An 18,329-nucleotide genomic window follows, 5' to 3' on the forward strand; every position below is an offset into this window, starting at 1 on the left:
TTTTACCAAATGGCCAGGCCATTTTTGAATAGTTTGATTGAAATCGCCAACAAAATAATTCCGAATACTTTTCGGATCACATCAAATCCGGCATGTCCAATTTTCTTTTCCAGCCAACTGGAAGATTTCAAAACGGCATATACCAGCAGGAGATTTACCACGATGCCAACCAGGATATTAGTTAGCTCATATTCGGCACGAAGAGAGATCAATGACGTCATGGTACCCGGGCCGGCGATTAGAGGAAAGGCTATTGGCACGATAGACGAGGAGCCTGATTCTTCTGCATCAGACCTAAATAGTTCGATCCCCAATACCATTTCCATACCGATCAAAAACATGATTAGGGCTCCGGCTATAGCAAACGACCCGATATCTATTCCAAAAAGTCCAAGAATTTTATCCCCTAGAAAAAGAAATATCACCATAATCAATCCGGCAACAATAGTGGCTCTGGCACTATGGATAGTTCCGGTTTTTTTCCTCAGATTGATGACGATTGGTATATTTCCAACAATATCGATGATGGAAAAAAGTATTAGTGAGACTGACAAAACCTCTGTAAAATTCATTTGCATTACCTTATTCCTATTATGTGTTTGATTGCTTCTTTATAACCATCCAGCCCCATGCCAATGTAATGTGCAATACAGACTGATTTCAGATAGCTATGGTGGCGAAATGACTCTCGCTCCATGATATTCGAAATATGCACTTCTATTACCGGAGTAGTCACTCCTTTGACCGCATCTGCAAGCGCAATAGAGGTATGTGTATATCCTCCGGCGTTCAATACTATCCCATCGTAGTGAAAACCCACTTCATGTACCTTGTCGATCAATATGCCTTCGTGGTTCGTCTGCAAGTACTCAAGCGATACCTCAGGAAACTTGACCTTTAGATGTTCAAAATAGTCTTCAAAAGACTCATGTCCATATATTTCGGGTTCACGTTTGCCAAGTAGGTTTAAATTAGGACCGTTGAGGATTAGAATTTTCATGCGCTAAATATAATGGGCGCAAAAGTAAGCCACAAGTTTCGATGTATTGTGTAATCAAACCTTTTATTCTCTTTCTTTTGAAGCTACGTCAAACTACTTTTACTAACTCATGTCCTGGAAATTTTACATCAGTCAATTCAAGTCGTATCTCCAGCTAGAACGATCACTGGCAGCCAACTCTGTGGATGCTTATGTGCAGGATATAGAGAAGCTGGAGCAGTTTCTTTTGCTCCATGGGTCGGAGGCCGGACCACTCACGGTGACTGACACAGATATTCGAAATTTGCTGGAGTACATTCATGAAATGGATATGTCGGCCTACTCACAAGCCAGGATTGTGTCAGGGATTAAATCCTTCTTCAAATATTTGGTGTTCGAAGGGGATTTGGACAATGATCCTTCCGAGCTGATCGAGGCGCCAAAGCTGGGTCGAAAACTACCAGACACACTGAATATACAGGAAATTGATACTTTGTTGGGCGCTATAGATCTATCGACTCCGGAGGGACCCAGGAACAGAGCCATGCTTGAGACGCTTTATAGCTCAGGCCTTCGAGTGTCTGAGCTAGTAGGACTACAGTTGAACTGCGTGCTGGATGATATTGGCTTCCTGCGAGTCATCGGCAAAGGCAACAAGGAGCGGCTGGTGCCTATCGGCCGGGAGGCACTCAAGCATATCAATATTTATATAGAACATGTACGGTGCCACATGGATATCAAAAAGGGCCATGAGCATTTCGTTTTTCTCAACAGAAGGGGAGCTCAGCTCACCCGGGTAATGATTTTTACTATCATCAAGAATCTGTCTATCAAAATAGGGTTGAATAAAAAAATCAGCCCGCATACTTTCCGTCATTCGTTTGCCACGCACCTTATCGAAGGGGGTGCAGACCTGCGTGCAGTACAGGAGATGTTGGGTCACGAGTCCATCACTACCACGGAGATCTATACGCATCTGGACCGCGATTTTCTAAAGCAAACCATCAAGGATTTCCATCCAAGGTCATAAAAAAGACTTGCACCAAGAGCGCAAGCCTTCTAGTTTCATCTAAATAGTTTGGGTCAATCCGTTTTTGCTAATTCAAGGTTTAAGTCACTCACGGCTGAGGACTGAACCTTCACTTCAAGACCTTCTTCAAGATATCCTTGCTTTTGAGCTACAATCCGATACGTCTTATTCGGTTGTGCTTTAAATTCGAAATTGCCCTGCTGATCAGTTTTGACCTGTGTTGCGTTGCGTTTGCCTTTTTCCATTACCGATATCAGCGTATTACCCATGGCGTTTCCTGATTCATCCGTCACGGTGCCGCTCAATGTCACGGTTCCACTTTCTCCGTGGTCCACAAACACGACTTTTTCTTTGGCATTTTGGGACATGTTGGCAGAAATATAATCTGGCGAAATCCACAACAGCGCTTTTTCCTCTTCACTTTCTACAGCTGGTAAGAAGCCAGTCACCATAAATTCAGCACGTCGGTTGATTTGATGTTCGTCCTCCGAACATTTCACGCCGTCGTCACACTTGTTGAGAAGTTTGGTTTCACCATAGCCTTTACCTGCCAATCTTTGTTTTGAAATACCGTGCTGAATCACATATTCAGCTGATGACTTAGCCCGTTTGTCAGAAAGATTAAGATTGTATGGATCGCTCCCTCGACAGTCTGTATGTGTGCTCAATTCCACAATAATAGATGGGTTCTCGTCTAGCAGTCCAGTAAATTTATCCAACTCTTCTGCTGCATCTGGTCTGATATTCCACTTGGCCAGATCGAAGTGAATATCATCAAGCTCGATGGGCTTACCTATTACTATTTCCTCCAATTGTATATCATGGATTATCTCACCTGTGTGTTGACTCTTAGTGTTGAGTTGGCTGTTTTTTGTAAAAAATCGATGTTTTTTGACTGTGTACGAATAGCTGGTGTTGGGCTGCCCAATGAAAGAGTATGCACCGTCTTCTCTTGTCTTCATCCCAAACTGGTCTCCGGTAGTTTCATTTTTGACAATAATACGAGCTGCATCTAGCGTATCTCCTTTGATCTCATCTGTGATGGTACCACGGATGATCAGCAATTCTTTTGTGATTCTCAAGATGATAGTATCCCCAGCTGGGATATCAGACGGAGTGAAGGTGAGCTTATCTTTTGTATATGCGGACTTGATTGCAGTAGCAGTGTAACTGCTTTCCCAATCATAAGGGAAATTGAAAAGTCCATTTTGCATAGTCAATACTTGACTGGTTGTATCTCCGTTTTGATTGAGGGCTGCAATATTTACGCTGTCCAATGGCACACCAGTAAGCAAGTCGACTACTTTGCCTGGAATAGCTCTTCTTTTCTCAAAACTAAACCCATAAATATCGTCCAATCCGAGGCCACCTATCCGATTTGAGGCAAAATACCCTGTTTGCTTCACTCCTTCATCCTTGATGATCACCCCGAAGTCATCTGTAGAAGAATTTATGGGATAGCCCATATTGACGGGTTGGTCACCAATTTTTTTCAGGTCTACTTTGAAGATGTCTAAGCCACCTAATCCTTTGTGTCCATCAGAGGCATAATATAGGATTTCGTTTTCGTCTACAAAAGGAAACATCTCATTGCCTTCAGAATTGATTATGTTTCCCAGGTTTTCCGGTTCGCCCCAGACATCTTCGTACCATATAGATCGGTAAATGTCCGTCTTACCGAGACCTCCCTCTCGATCTGATGCAAAGTAGAGCCTCTTTCCGTCCTTGCTCACGGTGGGATGGCCTGTTGAGTATTCGTTGCTATTGAACCAAAGTTCATCAGGGGTAGTCCAACTACCGTTTTCTTCTTTCTCTGAAAAGAAAAGCTTTAGTTTGTTGATTCCTTCTTTACTCTCTTCGGCTTTTGCTCCCTGTACGTGCAATTTCTTTTTGTTGAACCTGAGTTCTCCTTTTGTATAGTTATTTCTGGTGAATATGACTCTAGTGTCGCCATTATAGAAGGCTACAGGCCCCTCATGATAACTTGATTTGATCTTTCGATTAAAAATATGTGCATGATTGGCGGAATCAACTTTGAACAAGTTCAGAAAATAGGTTTTATCCCATTTATATTTAGGTTTTAGAAATTGTATTCCTTTGGTCGTTTCTCTAGCGGACACGAACAGTACCTGATCTTCAAAATAGCTAGGGCTAAAATCGTAAGTGGTGGAATTGAAAGCTGCATGCCAAATCTCAAATCGTACCGAGTCTTTATAAAACTCAAAAATTTGATCCAATCCTATTAGTCTATCTTTTACTCTTCGATCGTTAGGGTGTAGCTCTTCAAACTTTAGGTACCATTCTCGCGCTTCAATGTATCTCCCTTTACTAGTCAAAACCTCGGCGTAGTTGAGATAGTGTTCGGAGGATATTCCTTGAATATTGTTGGCGAAAACTCGATCATACCAGATGGTCGCACTGTCCAAATCATTGACCAAAAAGTAGCCTTTGGCTATATCCAATTTGACGGTGTCGTCAGACGGTAAAATATTGAGCACTTTCTTGTATACTAGTATCCCTTTAGCGTAAGCGTAATCGTCATAATAATTCGCCGCTCTGAGCTTGGTTCTTTCATATTTCTTAAGCTTCGTTACACTCAATGAGTCTCCCGTATGGGCAGACAATAGCGTGGGCAGAACCATGTTCATCCATGCGATAAGCACAATAGAACCGACAATAACATTATTTCTATTTTTCATCTTCAAGGTCTGTTGGGTTAGAAATATCGTGGCGTAACTATTTTATCACTTCGCGAATTGAACACATAGTTGATCATGATCTCATGAGATCCACTATTAACTCGTGATATGTCAGAAGTGGTGTAAAAATCATAGGAATATCCCAGCTGAAACTGTGGAGTAACTTGTAGCTGAAAAAGGGCATCAAAACTATCCAATGACCGGTAGCTTACGCCTAGCCATACAAGTTCATTGATCAAGAAGTTGACGTTCGCGTCAATCTGAAATGGAGCACCTTGAACCCACTTGAATAATAAATTGGGTTTCATCTTCAAATTATGACTGAGATCAAATACATAACCTGCGGCCAAAAAGTAATGCCTGATTAGCTTTGCATCCGGATCTGTCGCCTGACCAGTATTAGGATTGACAGGAACTTCCAGATCATCTCCTACGGTATAATTTAGCAACTGCGGTACAGAAAATCCAAGATAAAATCTATCGGAATGCCACATAATGCCGGCACCTCCGTTTGGAGAAATATCGTTGATATTTTGATTGGCCAAACTAGGATCGTTATTGACATTCTCTGTGAAATCAGCCTTGTATTGATTAAAACTTGCTTGTAAGCCAAATGAAAGTTTGGTATGATTGACAAAATTGATTCTATAGGCTGCACTAAAATAGGCACCGAACTGATCCGTAATTCCAATTTGATCACGAATCAATACGGCTCCAAGCGCAATTGATCTATATTTTATTGGGCTATGAATAGAAAACGTCTGTGTCTTAGGCGCACCATCGAAGCCGACCCATTGATATCTGGCTAAAATACTTGTACTGATTCCTTCGTGGATTCCAGCATATGCAGGATTGAGGGCTAGCTGATTGAACATATATTGAGTGAACATGACTTGCTGCTGTGCCTTTGATTCACGGCCTAGTACCAACAGCGTCAATGTGATGATAATAATTTTTAGACTCTTCATATTATTCTCTGTTGATATTATTGAATTCTTACAAAACCTTTGAGTGGTGCACGTCCCCTGCCCAGATCGATTACATAGAAATAGGTGCCGATAGGGAGTTTTCCGCTAGAGCCGAATACGCCTCCTCCATTTCCAACGCCCGAAAATGCATTTTCCCGATTATCATATCCTTCGATTTCCCATACCACATTGCCCCATCGATTGAACACCTTCACGGTATTGTCGGGGAAGTTTTCTATATCCTCGATCTGCAATCTGTCATAAGGAAAAGCACTAGTGGATGATATAACTGTATTGAGCACAGTAGCTTCTTGCTCTCCTTCCAGCACTGTAATAGTCACAGTAGCTGTTGTACAGGCCATGATTGTAGAATTGTCACAGACCTCGTAAACGAAGGTGTCTTCACCGATAAACCCGACAAATGGAGTGTAGGTAAAAGTTCCATCCTCTTCGATGATGACCACCCCGTTGGCCGGTTCTTCGATGGCCTCTGTAGTAAATGTTAGCTCATCTTCAATATCTGGGTCTGACACCAATGATTCTAGTGAGCCGACATACTCATCTTGCACCTCGATTTCCAAATCTTCTGCCTCAGGTGGGTTGTTAGGATCAGCTGCACATGCATCCGTAGCGGCTGGATAAGAAACCGAAAGTGTCAATTCAGGATTTACAGAGACTCGGATGCTCATCCCATTTCTCAATCCATCTTCTACCTGGACCCACTCACTATTGGTATAATTCCATCCAGGCCAATTGATACCATTGCCGTTTTCGTCTGTCTCTGCACCGGGCCACAGCAATCGCCCTGAAAGTGGTTGATCACCCAAGGTCTCTGCAACTTCATTGTCGCTTTTCACCCAATCTATTTGCGCCAGTCCCGTGGGAGTAAATCCAACTGGACTGATTTCATAATCAACATATGGCACATCATTCACACACACTTCTTGCAAAGTCAGCGTAACTGATCGGTCATTGGTAATGGTAACCGTAATAATTGCTGTGTCTGTTCCACCATTGCCATCGCTTATTTCATAAGTAATGAGTATGGTGCCAAGAAAGTCTTCCGGAGGTGTCAGCGTAATGGTCCCATTAGAATTGATCACGACAGTACCCTCATCCGGTGTGGCTGACGTAATTGTGAGTACATCATCGTCCACATCAAAGTCGTTTGACAATGGAGAAATAGTGACGGGTGTATCCTCTGCAGTAGTAGCTGTATCGTCTATTGCAACTGGTGGATCTTGCACTGGGCTGATGGTGATTCCGATAGAGGCTACATTCGAAAGTGCTCCTTCATTGTCTTCTATAGTATAGTTGATACTAGCATCTCCGTTGTACTCATCTTCTGGCGTAAATGTGACGTTGCCATTGGTATCCACAGTATAAGATCCTTTTCCGTCTATGACCAAAGGTGTACTACTATTTCCTGTGTTTGAAGCATCGTCTGGATCAATTAACGAAATGCTGGATGGTTCAACATTGCCGTCTACATCTGTATCATTGTCCCCTATAAGTGCGATGGCAATGGCTGTGTCCTCATCTTCAATATTTCCAAGGTCATCGTTGGCCACAGGAGGGTCATTTTCGGTGGTCACATCAATGTTGATCACATCTGTATCTGTACCGCCTTTAGGGTCTAAAGTCGTAACAGTAATCGTGGCGGCACCGAAGTAATCTTCAGTTGGAGAAAATATACATCCTTCTAGAGCGGTATTGATATTTGTCAACGACACATCCTCAACTGTGATACTTGCGGTTCCATTCCCAACTATGGTAACTCCTCCGACTTCTGTCAATGTCAATATCCCGTTGGTTATGGTGATGGTTACATCCTGAAGATCTTCATCCACATCGGTAATCAGAATTTCGTTGCTATTTGAAGTACTGAATGCTAAATCAATGTCTTCGGTGGTAGATTCTGAAACTGATTCTGGCTCTACAAATGGCGGTGTATCATTGTCTTCAATATTGGCGGTAGCTGATGCGGTAATGATAGATACGTCTGCCTCGGATATGTTTGAAATCTGTGCGATCAAAGTCTCAGTAACCGATTCTATGATCATATCATCTGTAACTGTCACGGTAATATCACCTGTAGTTGCACCTATATTAATTGCTATCTGAGCAGATCCAGCTATTGCGGTATAATCGCTGCCACTGGTAGCGGTACCTGTACCCAAATCTGAAAAGTCAGCAGTAATAATGGAACCTGTATCATTAGCCTTAGACAGCGTCATTCTAAATACAATATTTACTGGTCCAGTTTCATCTCCATGAGTTAAAACAGATAGGGACGCTGTCACACTATCATCATCAGATATATTAGCAGTAGCTGATGGAGTTGTGATGGTAACATCTGTATTGGATGCATTCGAAATGATGGCTGACATGGTTTCGATATTATCTTCAAGTTCACTATCATCAATGACGACCACTGTAAGTGTTCCAGTCGATGAACCATTAGCGATAGTGATGGTCGCTGCCCCGGCTATTGATGTGTAATCATCACCGTTGGTTGCTGTAGATGTCCCCAACAACTCATCATCAATATCAAAAGTGATGGCCGATCCGGTATTGTTCACTTTACTTAGCGTGACCGTGTAGACTATATCTACAGGGCCTGCTTCATTGCCATGCTGGGTCACGCTCAAGTCAGCGTCTGCTGCATCGTTGTCTGTGATATTAGCGGTCGCGGACGGGGTGGTGATGGTAATGTCTCCATTCGAAGCGTTGGATATCGTAGCATCCACAGTTTCTGTATCTGCCTCTAGTAACGCATCATTTGTGACCACTACAGTCAAAGTACCTGTATCAGAACCATTGGCTACGGAAATTGTTGCCCCGCCGGCTATCGCGGTGTAATCATTGCCACTACTGGCGGTGCCTGTCAGGTCGTCATCTATATCAAAAGTGATGGCTGTCCCGGTATTGTTCACTTTACTTAGCGTGACCGTGTAGACTATATCTACAGGGCCTACTTCATTGCCATGCTGAGTGACGCTCAAGTCAGCGTCTGCTGCATCGTTGTCTGTGATATTAGCAGTTGCGGACGGGGTGGTGATGGTAACATCTGTATTGGATGCATTCGAAATGATGGCTGACATGGTTTCGATATTATCTTCAAGTTCGCTATCATCAGTGACGACCACCGTAAGTGTTCCAGTCGATGAGCCATTAGCGATAGTGATGGTCGCTGCCCCGGCTATTGATGTGTAATCATCACCGTTGGTTGCTGTAGATGTCCCCAACAACTCATCATCAATATCAAAAGTGATGGCCGTCCCGGTATTGTTCACTTTACTTAGTGTCACGGTGTAGACTATATCTACAGGGCCTGCTTCATTGCCATGCTGGGTCACGCTCAAAACAGCATCTGCTGCATCGTTGTCTGTGATATTAGCGGTCGCGGACGGGGTGGTGATGGTAATGTCTCCATTCGAAGCGTTGGATATCGTAGCATCCACAGTTTCTGTATCTGCCTCTAGTAACGCATCATCTGTGACTACTACAGTCAAAGTACCTGTATCAGAACCATTGGCTACGGAAATTGTTGCCCCGCCGGCTATCGCGGTGTAATCATTGCCACTACTGGCGGTGCCTGTCAGGTCGTCATCTATATCGAAGGTGATGGCCGATCCGGTATTGTTCACTTTACTTAGTGTCACGGTGTAGACTATATCTACAGGGCCTGCTTCATTGCCATGCTGAGTCACGCTCAAGTCAGCGTCTGCAGATTCGTTGTCTACTATTTCACCTGCTCCAGTATCTAAGACGTCTACTTCGTTACTTACATTTCCTGTCCCTAAGGCTAACTGTGCAGTGAAGGTTTCGTCAATTTCCAGCAGACCATCATCCGTGGTCCCAACGGTAATAGTTTCTGTACCTGCAGTGCCTCCCGAAAAAGTTACGGTCTGGGTATTCTCAACGTAGTCATCGTTTGTTGTACTCACATTAACAAAACTGACATCCACCACAACATTGCCATCTACATTCTTATCCAATATGACATCAAAGCTCAAGTCACCTCCTTCGGTGACTGTGGCATCACTGATAGTTACGGTCGCATCATCACCATCGGTGATTGTACCCGTACCCTCGTCTGATACCACCACATCTGCATGTCCACTGTTGAGGCTGAGTGATGCGGTAAAGGTTTCATCTATTTCTAGCAGCGCATCATCGGACGTCGCGACAGTAATTTGTTGTGTAGCTGTACTTCCACTAGTAAATGTGACTTGTTGCTGAGTTGCTGTAAAATCCCCAGCTTCGGTCGTCACATTCGTGAAATCAATGTCTATTACTACATTTCCTTCTACCGGAGAACTTAAATCAAGATCAAAAACTATTCCTGATCCTTCGGTGTTATCTGCATCATTGATAGTCACTGTAGCGTCATCATCATCTGTAATTGTGCCTTCGCCGGTATCACTATCATCTACTTCAGAATTACCTCCAGTAAGGGTCAGACTAGCGGTGAAGGTTTCATCCAATTCTAAGGTACCGTCATCTGTAGTACCTACGGTCACTGTTTTAGTGCCAGCAGTACCACCAGTGAAAGTGAAGCTTTGAGTGCCTTCTACATAGTCATTAGTTTCGGCATCTCCTCCTCCAAAGCTCACATCTACACTGACGTCTCCTTCTACATCATTAGTCAAGGTCAGCGTAAATTCTAAATCTGAGGACTCTGTTTCGGTCTCATCAGAGATCGTGATGGAAGCTGTATCATTGTCAACGAGATCTGCTTCGGCTGACTGCAATCCTGCGGTAGATGTAATAGAAACACCCGAAGAAGCATTCGAAATTGTGGCAGTTATTGATTCATCAATTTCCAGCACAGCATCATCAATGACAGTGAGCGTTAGTGTCTGGTCATTGTCTCCACCGCTAGCTATACTTACTGTAGTCGAGCCCAAGCCACCTGTAATATCAGTGGTTTCTGCGTTGCCGCTAAAAGATACATCGGCAGTAATAGGGGCTCCGGAAGTATTAAAATAATCCGTGCCGGCACCATCTGTCAGTTGTATGGTATAAATAATATTAACCGGTCCTGTTTCGGCTCCATCCTGCGTTTTCACTATTTCTAACACGGCATCATCATCAATATCCGCATCGTCCTGATCTATTACAATGGCGACGGGTACTGTAGCATGCGCCTCGTTTGTAATGGTGGCTATTAGTTCTTCAATTTCAACATTGGTGTCTACCAAAGCATCAAAATCTAGTTCGACCGTCGATGATCCATCGGCAATCGTGATATCGGTGGGTAATGTTGTATTGAAATCTGCTTGCGTCGCATCACTGAAGGCAATATCTGCAGTGAAATCAGTACCAGTAGCATTGGTAAGATCGTTTCCATTTCGATCATTGGAATCGGTCAGTGTGACTTCATACTTGACATTATCGCCTCCTTCTACACCGTCTTGTGTAGTAGTAATTTTGATATGGACATTATCATCATCATCATCAATTACATCTGCATCCGCAGAAGCCGCATCTATGGTGGCTCCGGTAGGATTGGATATCGTTGCTCTTATTAGCTCATCTTCTTCAATTAATAGATCATCAACTACATTTAATGAAATTAAGACACTGCTTTCACCATCGGCAATCGCCACTGGAGTAAGAGATGCAAAAGTGGTTGAGAAATCAGCCTGAGCTGTTTCAGATCCAGTGATAAACGCAATGTCCACAGTAATGTCAATACCTGTAGCATTAGTCAAAGGATTGGTTCCATCATGAAGTTTAACTCTAAATTGAACAGGTACTGTTCCGTCTTCTTCTCCATCCTGAACCCATTCAACGTCTACTTTTACTACTGCTGCATCATCGTTATCAGCGATGATAGCATCTGCATCAGAAGTACCAAGCGAGACTCCCGTCGTTGGATTGCTGATTTCGGCATTTAAGTTTTCATCGCCCTCTACCAACAAATCATCATTTACCACGAGGTCGATCAGTGCTGATGAGCTTCCATCAGGTATAGCAATAGACGATGGGAAAGAGGCCGGATCGACATCTGCTGCCACTGCGTCATCAGAAAAGGTCAAATCCACGGTAATGTCCGACCCGGTATCGTTGGTATTGACTCCGCCTGCTCCTGTCAAGTTCACTGTATACTGAACATTGACCGGGCCGGTCTCATCTCCGTCCTGAGTCCATGCAATGTTAATATCCACATCATCGTCGATAGTTGCTGTAGCTGCGGAGATATCTATGCTTGGAGTAATTCCATTATTATCTACTGGCGCAGATATAGTGGCGGTTAGACTCTCAAATTCTACTGATGTATCTACAATAGGGTCAAAGGAATAAGTGGTGCTGCCTGTAGCATCCGCAATACTAAATGTTGTAGGAAATGAGGATTCTGTCAGGTCACTGAGGTCTGCCGAATTTGAAAAGGCAATGGTCCCTGTAAATGAGGCACCTGTTTCGTTTGTCAGATCTGTACCAGAACTATTCACTAATTTGACATTGTATTCTATATCATTTCCACCTTCTACTCCATTTTGAGTGGTCAATATCCTTAGTTCGGGAGCATCGTTGTCAATCACACTGGCTCCAATAGCGCCGGTGGTAATTGATCCGATGGATGGATCAGAAAGAATTGCCGTTATCGTTTCAGACAACTCTATGAGCAAATCGTCATCAATGTTCAGCGCGCGTGTATTCGAGGCGGATCCGTTGTTGATATTGATTGTTTTCTGTGTCACAGAAGTAGTAAAATCATCTGAAATGGCAGTCCCCATTGTGAAATCTATTTTTACCGAAAGGTTGCTTCCAGTCTGATTCTCTAGCTCATTGGCTGAGGCATCTTGTAGTGTAGCTCTATATCGTAGGGACTGTCCTCCTTCTATTCCGTCTCTGTCTTTGGTAAGAATCCATCTCACATCATCATCATCGTCATCGGCTATGGTGCCTGTGGCAGCAGCAGGAGTGTCAATACCATAACGGGTACCTGCAACCACGGTTAATTCCAGGGTTTCATCACCTTCAATGAACAGGTCGTCTTCTGGCGTGACATTGAGATCCACAGAGGTGCTTGATGCTGGTAAGGTGACCGTCCCAGACGTGTTGCTGAATGTGGTAGCGTCATCACTATTGATATCAGTATTATAAGTGGCTGTACCATCTACATCGAAATTGATGGTAAGAGGAGTGCTGATGGCTCCGTTGGACGTAAACGTATAAACCAAATCTGTGGCTCCATCTTCGTCTACTGATGCTGGCGAAACATTTATCTGAATCAATGGCTCAATAGTGACGTCCACATCCTCAGACATAGTACAGGTTCCATTGTCAACGGTCCAGGTAAAAGTGTAATCTCCCGGAATGAGATTTGTTATATCGCTTGTAGGTGATGTAGGGGTGCTAATATTTGGAGTTGCCGCCGCTGGTTTGGTTTTCGTTGTCCAGTTGCCCCCATCCGAAGCGCGAAAATCAGAATCATCTGCAGCCATAGCAACTGTCGAATTAGTTGTAGTCTGGTCTGGTCCTGCTATTGGCAACGGTGAAACTTCTACCTTGAGGCTTCCGCTTGTAGTTTCACAATTACCGTCAGAAATAACTATTCTCCTAAACCATGTATCTGTAATCAAGGTACCTGGGCTATAGGAGTTGGAAGTAGCGCCTCCTATATCGGTAAAAGTGGAGTTGTCTGAACTTTTCTGCCACTGATAGGTGAAGTTACCATTACTGCCTCCTGGAGCTGTGGCAGTAATACTTGCCGCGGCCGCATCTTCGCAGGATACAATATCAGCGCCGATAACATTGCCGGTAAAATCAGGCAGAACCGTAATAGTAGCCACGGCGGAATAATCCGCGTTACATACGCCATTCTTAACCTCAGCACGATAATAGGTCGTGGTGGTCAGATCGGTGTATGTCAAGGTGTGAGTAGTATTTACAATATCAACTTCTTCTCCTGCAAAAGCATTGGTGGTAGATGATTGCCACTTCACAATGCTCCCTGTTTCTCCGCTTAGCACTAGAATAGCTTCATTTTCTCCATAGCACTCTGTGGCATCGGAAGATAGCGACCCTCCGTCTGAAGTTACATCAGTGGTGATGGCATAATTGTCTGAAGTAAAATCACAAGGGCCAGAGGTAATAACTCTTCTAAAGTAAATCGTGGTTTCTGTTGATGGTGATGTCGCTGCGGGGGTATAATCTTCCTGGTCGTTGGTTCCAGTGGCATCCGTCCAATCCGTCTGATTATCACTGGTTTCCCATAAGTAGGTGTATGATCCAGTACCACCTGTAGGTGTAGCTGCGTCAAGTACTGCTGGGGTATCACCCGAACAAACTGTTTGTGTGTTGGCCGTTGTTACATCAACAATGCCAGGTCTCACGAGAATATCCTCCGTGGTAGAGGCCTCACAGCCGAAAGCTGTCGCTACAGTCAGAGTCACAGTAAATGTTCCGTCGGAGGTAAAGGCATGTCTCGGATTCTTTTCAGTAGATCCCCCTCCATCTCCAAAATCCCATGTCCATTGGGTGAGAGGATATCTTGGGTCGGTCAGTCCTCCATTGAGTTGTGTTCCGTCTGTAAACTGGATTTCTACATCTTCACATCCATTGCCGACAATAGCTTGGGAGCTAAATGATGGAACTGGCTCGGAGCTAATAATCACCTTGTCTGGTGCAGGAAAAATGTATGATCCACAAGCACCGGGTTGAGTCAAATCGTCTGTTAATGTCAGAATTGGAGTGAAGGTCCCAATATCTCCGTTGTGATTATAAATGTGTGACGTGCTTACAGAAGTCTCCAAATCAATAATCATATTGTCCTCGTTGAAAGCTGGTGCTCCATCTCCCCAATCCAATTGCATCTTGTCGACTTTCACCAATCCTGTAACATCAAAGTCAACCTCAGGGTCATCTTCTATACATCCGTTATTTGGTGTAAAATCATATGTGGTATGATAGGGTCCATCCACAGTTACCGTTTCAGCAGTAGAAGCCTGCTGACAACCGCCGGCACTTGTAGTCGTCAAAGTAATTTCATATTCTCCTGGCAAAATGTACATGTGCGTAGGGTGCTGCTGCGTGGAGGTCGATCCAAACTGATCTCCAAAATCCCACTCCCATGCTATTACATCGTTAGAAGTATCAGTGAAGGTAGCCATCTGTGGAGCACAGTCCAAGGTGGCGTCTGCCACGGCAAAACTGGCATTGGCTTCATACACTGTAATGTCTTTGGTGGTGCTATTAATACATCCATCTGTGGTGGTAACGATCAATGTAATTGTTTTGACCCCTGTTGAAGTATAACCAATAGCTGTAGGGTTTTCATCGGTTGAGGAAGCTGGACTAGCATCTGTACCAAAATCCCATGACCATGATGCAATTGAATTCAACACGGTTTCTGATGAATTATTGGTGATGCTCACTTCCTTATTGGAAGCATCAGTAATGATACAATACGAACTTGCATCTGTTTCAAATGATGCCAGGGGATCAGGTACAGATACCGATGTATTTTTGGTCACGGTATGTATACACCCTTCATTATCGGTGACTGACAACGAAATGGTTTTTTGACCAGAAGAACTGTAAGTTACTGGTGTACCAGATGGATCTTCCAAGCTAGAAGTAGCCGGACTCGCCCCATCACCAAAATCCCATGACCACGCAACAGCAGAGATTCCTGTTCCAAAAACAGTAGACTCATTTGAGTAAGTCATTGATTGATTGGGTTCTAAACACTGAACGGCGTCGTTGGTATTGGTAGACACAAAACTAAAATCTGCCACTGGCCCTTTGGCTTCAATGTAGTCACTGAGTGTACTGACCCTTACACAACCGTGTGATTCAGTTTGTGTCAAGGTAATAGTCTTCAGCCCTGGTGAGCTGTAGGATACCGATGGTGGCGTAAATCCAGTAGCACTAGCCGGGCTGGCATCAGAGCCAAAATCCCATAAATACGTGGTAGTTCCTGTGGTGTTTGTGGTAGAGCTATTTGTAAATGAAACAGTCTCGGAGGTGTAACATAATTCTGTAACGTCGGCAGTAAAACCAATGGTTCCGATCGACACATTGATTTCCTGTGTTGCAGAGTGCTCGCAAGAATTTGTATTGTTTTTGACAAATAGTGTAGCAGTAAAATCACCTGATGTAGAATACTCGTAAGTGGTCGAGGGATCTGTTCCAGTGGTATATCCAGAAGCTGGTTCTACACTACCATCCCCAAATTCCCAACGGTATTCCTCTACACCTTCGCTGGCTGAAGCATCGAAAGTTGTATTTTGCGAATCATTCAAACAGTTGAAATCGTCTCCGCTCACTGAAAAACTAGCAACTGGATAATTAATATCCAACTGCTGAGTGGTACTGGCTTCGCATCCATTGCTGGATACTTTGATTTCGACAGTATAAGCTATACCGTCATCCTCGGTATCGTCCTCATAAGTATGACTTGGGGTGTTCAGACCAGCATCATCAGATGGATTTCCAGTGACAACCGTACCATCGTCAAAATTCCATTCTACGTTGTCTATCAATAGAGCGCTTCCAGCATTGGCAGTGGAAGTACTTGTAAAGTCAACTTCAGTACCAATGCACAAATCAGTCTGGCCTATATTAAAACCTGCTGTAGGCACCAATCCTCTTTTGACATAATCACCGTACACCACTTCAGCTTCACAACCAGCATCGGTCACGATTCTTAATTTAACCGAATAGGTACCTTCTGAAGGGTAATTATATGACGTGGTGATGCCTGTGTCATCGTCATTGCCGTCATTATCGAAATCCCAATGATAAGATGCAATTCCACTATTGCCGGAAGGCAGAGAATTTGTGGAACCGCTAGCATCAAAATTTACAAGGTCTCCCACACAACCTTCCTCTTCATCTACTCCTATTACAAAGCTAGGAACAGGTTCAGCAAGCTGTATAAAATCACTTTCCAACACTTGCTCCACGCATCCAGATGCTGTTGTCACTTGTAGCAAGATATCATATTCACCAGCCGTACTATAGCTATGAGAAGCCAGGTTTGAAGCGGACGAGACTGTAAAATTTGGGGTGGAGCCATCATAGTCAAAGTCCCATTCATATAACACACCTCCGGCTGAAGCCGTAAAATTCACATCAAATGCCTCACAACCCTCTTGCTGATCTGCACTTATTGTAGCATTCAGCGCTTCATAGACAGTAACAAAATTGGATTTGACTAATGTCTTTTGATTACCATCGCTAAAATCCACAGTCAAAGTCACCTCATACGGGCTACCAGCTGCGGAGGAATACGCATATGTAGGATGCTCATCTGTACTAGTATTGCCGTCGCCAAAATCCCACAAATAGGTCATGGTACTGCCATTGCCATCCGTCGACGTATTAGTAAAGGAGACGTCGGTACCAATACAGATGACCTGATTGGTTGCAGGAGTGAAAGCAACAGTATTTTCGTTTAGAGAAAATGATTTAGAAACTGAGTGCGAGCACTCTCCCGGGGAGATGATTGCTGTAAGAATGATCTCATAATCGTCGTATTCTGTAAATTCTATGGTAGCATCCTGATCTGTACTACTAGCAATTGAGACCCCTGGGTCTGATTGTTTTTCAACTGACCATTCATAGAAGGCGATGGCATCTTCGTCATCAGTGGAGGCATCCAGAAAATTAACCGAAATAGGCAGATCTCCACTCGACAAGGTGCCAACACTAAAATCAGCCACTGGAGTGGAACTGACCGTGACTATTCCTGGCTGAAATAAAAACTGAGTACAGCCGTTTACATCAGTCACGGTCAAAAACACATTATAGGTTCCGGGTTCAGAGTATTGATGAGTAACGTCTCCATTGCTACCACCAGCAGCAGTGTATATCTCATTACCAGACCCATCACCAAAGTTGTACTCCCATTGTACTATGTCAGTGGTGGCGGCGGTATAATCAAATTCTGCAGTAAAGTTTGGATTCAGACATCCCTGATCAGTCTCGTTAGTTGCTTCAAATGCAGGTGATGGAGCATCATAGATATTGATGGTCACAGTTTCTACTACTGGGGTGGTACTGCCATTGATAGTCAGCTGAGCAGTATATGAGCCAGAGGTAATATATGTGGTGGAGGCATTTGTGCTACCTGCACCTGCATATGGGCCACCGACTACAGCTTGTCCATTTCCAAAATTCCACTCATATTCCAAAACGCCCGTTTCATCATCCATTGTGAAATCCACTTGGGCACCCCCGCAGTTACTGTCGCTCGGGAGGTTGGAAGTGAAAAGGGCTGATTGTGCATTTGCTTGTAAGGCTAAGATGAATACCAATATGGTTGTTGGTATAACGGCTATAGCTAAACTCCTGAAATTCTTCATAAATATTCGATTCGTTAGTTGGGTCATGCGCTTGGCACATTAAATATCTGGGTCTATTAGGGATTGAGAATTACTCTCAATTGACCCAAATGGAGACCCCATTCTGGTGACGAATTTGTAATCGGTACTGTGAAAGAAAAACTTAGAAATCAGTTTTCAATTAGCCTGCCTTTTTATCTCATAGCCTACCTGTCTTCCTATCATTGCGGCAATGATATGTCCGATAAAAGCTACATGCAAACCCACATTGGACTAGACATTCTTTATTAGACGAAAGTATATGAATCTTCCATGAACGTTCAAATTAATTCGACTAGGTAAATAAGAATA

General features: G+C 43.7%; 6 protein-coding genes. 1 reads left to right on the forward strand and 5 read right to left on the reverse strand.

Annotated features, from left to right (window positions below; all coding sequences use genetic code 11):
• Positions 1 to 2: 2 nt before the first annotated feature.
• Positions 3 to 578, reverse strand: a complete 576-nt coding sequence (locus ABJF11_RS11725; RefSeq protein ID WP_348120045.1) for a MarC family protein — start codon at positions 576 to 578, stop codon at positions 3 to 5.
• The gene (locus ABJF11_RS11730; RefSeq protein ID WP_348120046.1) at positions 578 to 1,000 is read right to left on the reverse strand and encodes a type II 3-dehydroquinate dehydratase; all 423 of its coding nucleotides are present in this window, start codon (positions 998 to 1,000) and stop codon (positions 578 to 580) included. Before ABJF11_RS11730 ends, ABJF11_RS11725 begins: the two co-directional genes overlap by 1 nt.
• Positions 1,001 to 1,109: 109 nt before the next feature.
• On the opposite strand from ABJF11_RS11730, the gene xerD reads away from it, so the two are divergent.
• Entirely contained in the window at positions 1,110 to 2,009 is a 900-nt protein-coding gene (xerD, locus tag ABJF11_RS11735) for a site-specific tyrosine recombinase XerD (RefSeq protein ID WP_348120047.1), read from the forward strand.
• 53 nt (positions 2,010 to 2,062) lie between these two features.
• Here xerD and ABJF11_RS11740 read toward each other — a convergent pair whose 3' ends face one another.
• The 3 genes from ABJF11_RS11740 to ABJF11_RS11750 are packed head-to-tail and all read right to left on the reverse strand — an operon-like array spanning position 2,063 to position 17,999.
• On the reverse strand, positions 2,063 to 4,708 hold the full coding sequence (locus ABJF11_RS11740) for a carboxypeptidase regulatory-like domain-containing protein (RefSeq protein ID WP_348120048.1): 2,646 nt from the start codon (positions 4,706 to 4,708) through the stop codon (positions 2,063 to 2,065).
• A gap of 17 nt (positions 4,709 to 4,725) precedes the next feature.
• Positions 4,726 to 5,676, reverse strand: a complete 951-nt coding sequence (locus ABJF11_RS11745; RefSeq protein ID WP_348120049.1) for a type IX secretion system membrane protein PorP/SprF — start codon at positions 5,674 to 5,676, stop codon at positions 4,726 to 4,728.
• Between the two features lie 17 nt (positions 5,677 to 5,693).
• Positions 5,694 to 17,999, reverse strand: a complete 12,306-nt coding sequence (locus tag ABJF11_RS11750) for a PKD domain-containing protein (protein ID WP_348120050.1) — start codon at positions 17,997 to 17,999, stop codon at positions 5,694 to 5,696.
• Positions 18,000 to 18,329 lie beyond the last annotated feature (330 nt).

It is taken from the genome of Reichenbachiella sp. (assembly GCF_039941815.1).
In the GTDB taxonomy this organism is placed as follows: domain Bacteria; phylum Bacteroidota; class Bacteroidia; order Cytophagales; family Cyclobacteriaceae; genus Reichenbachiella.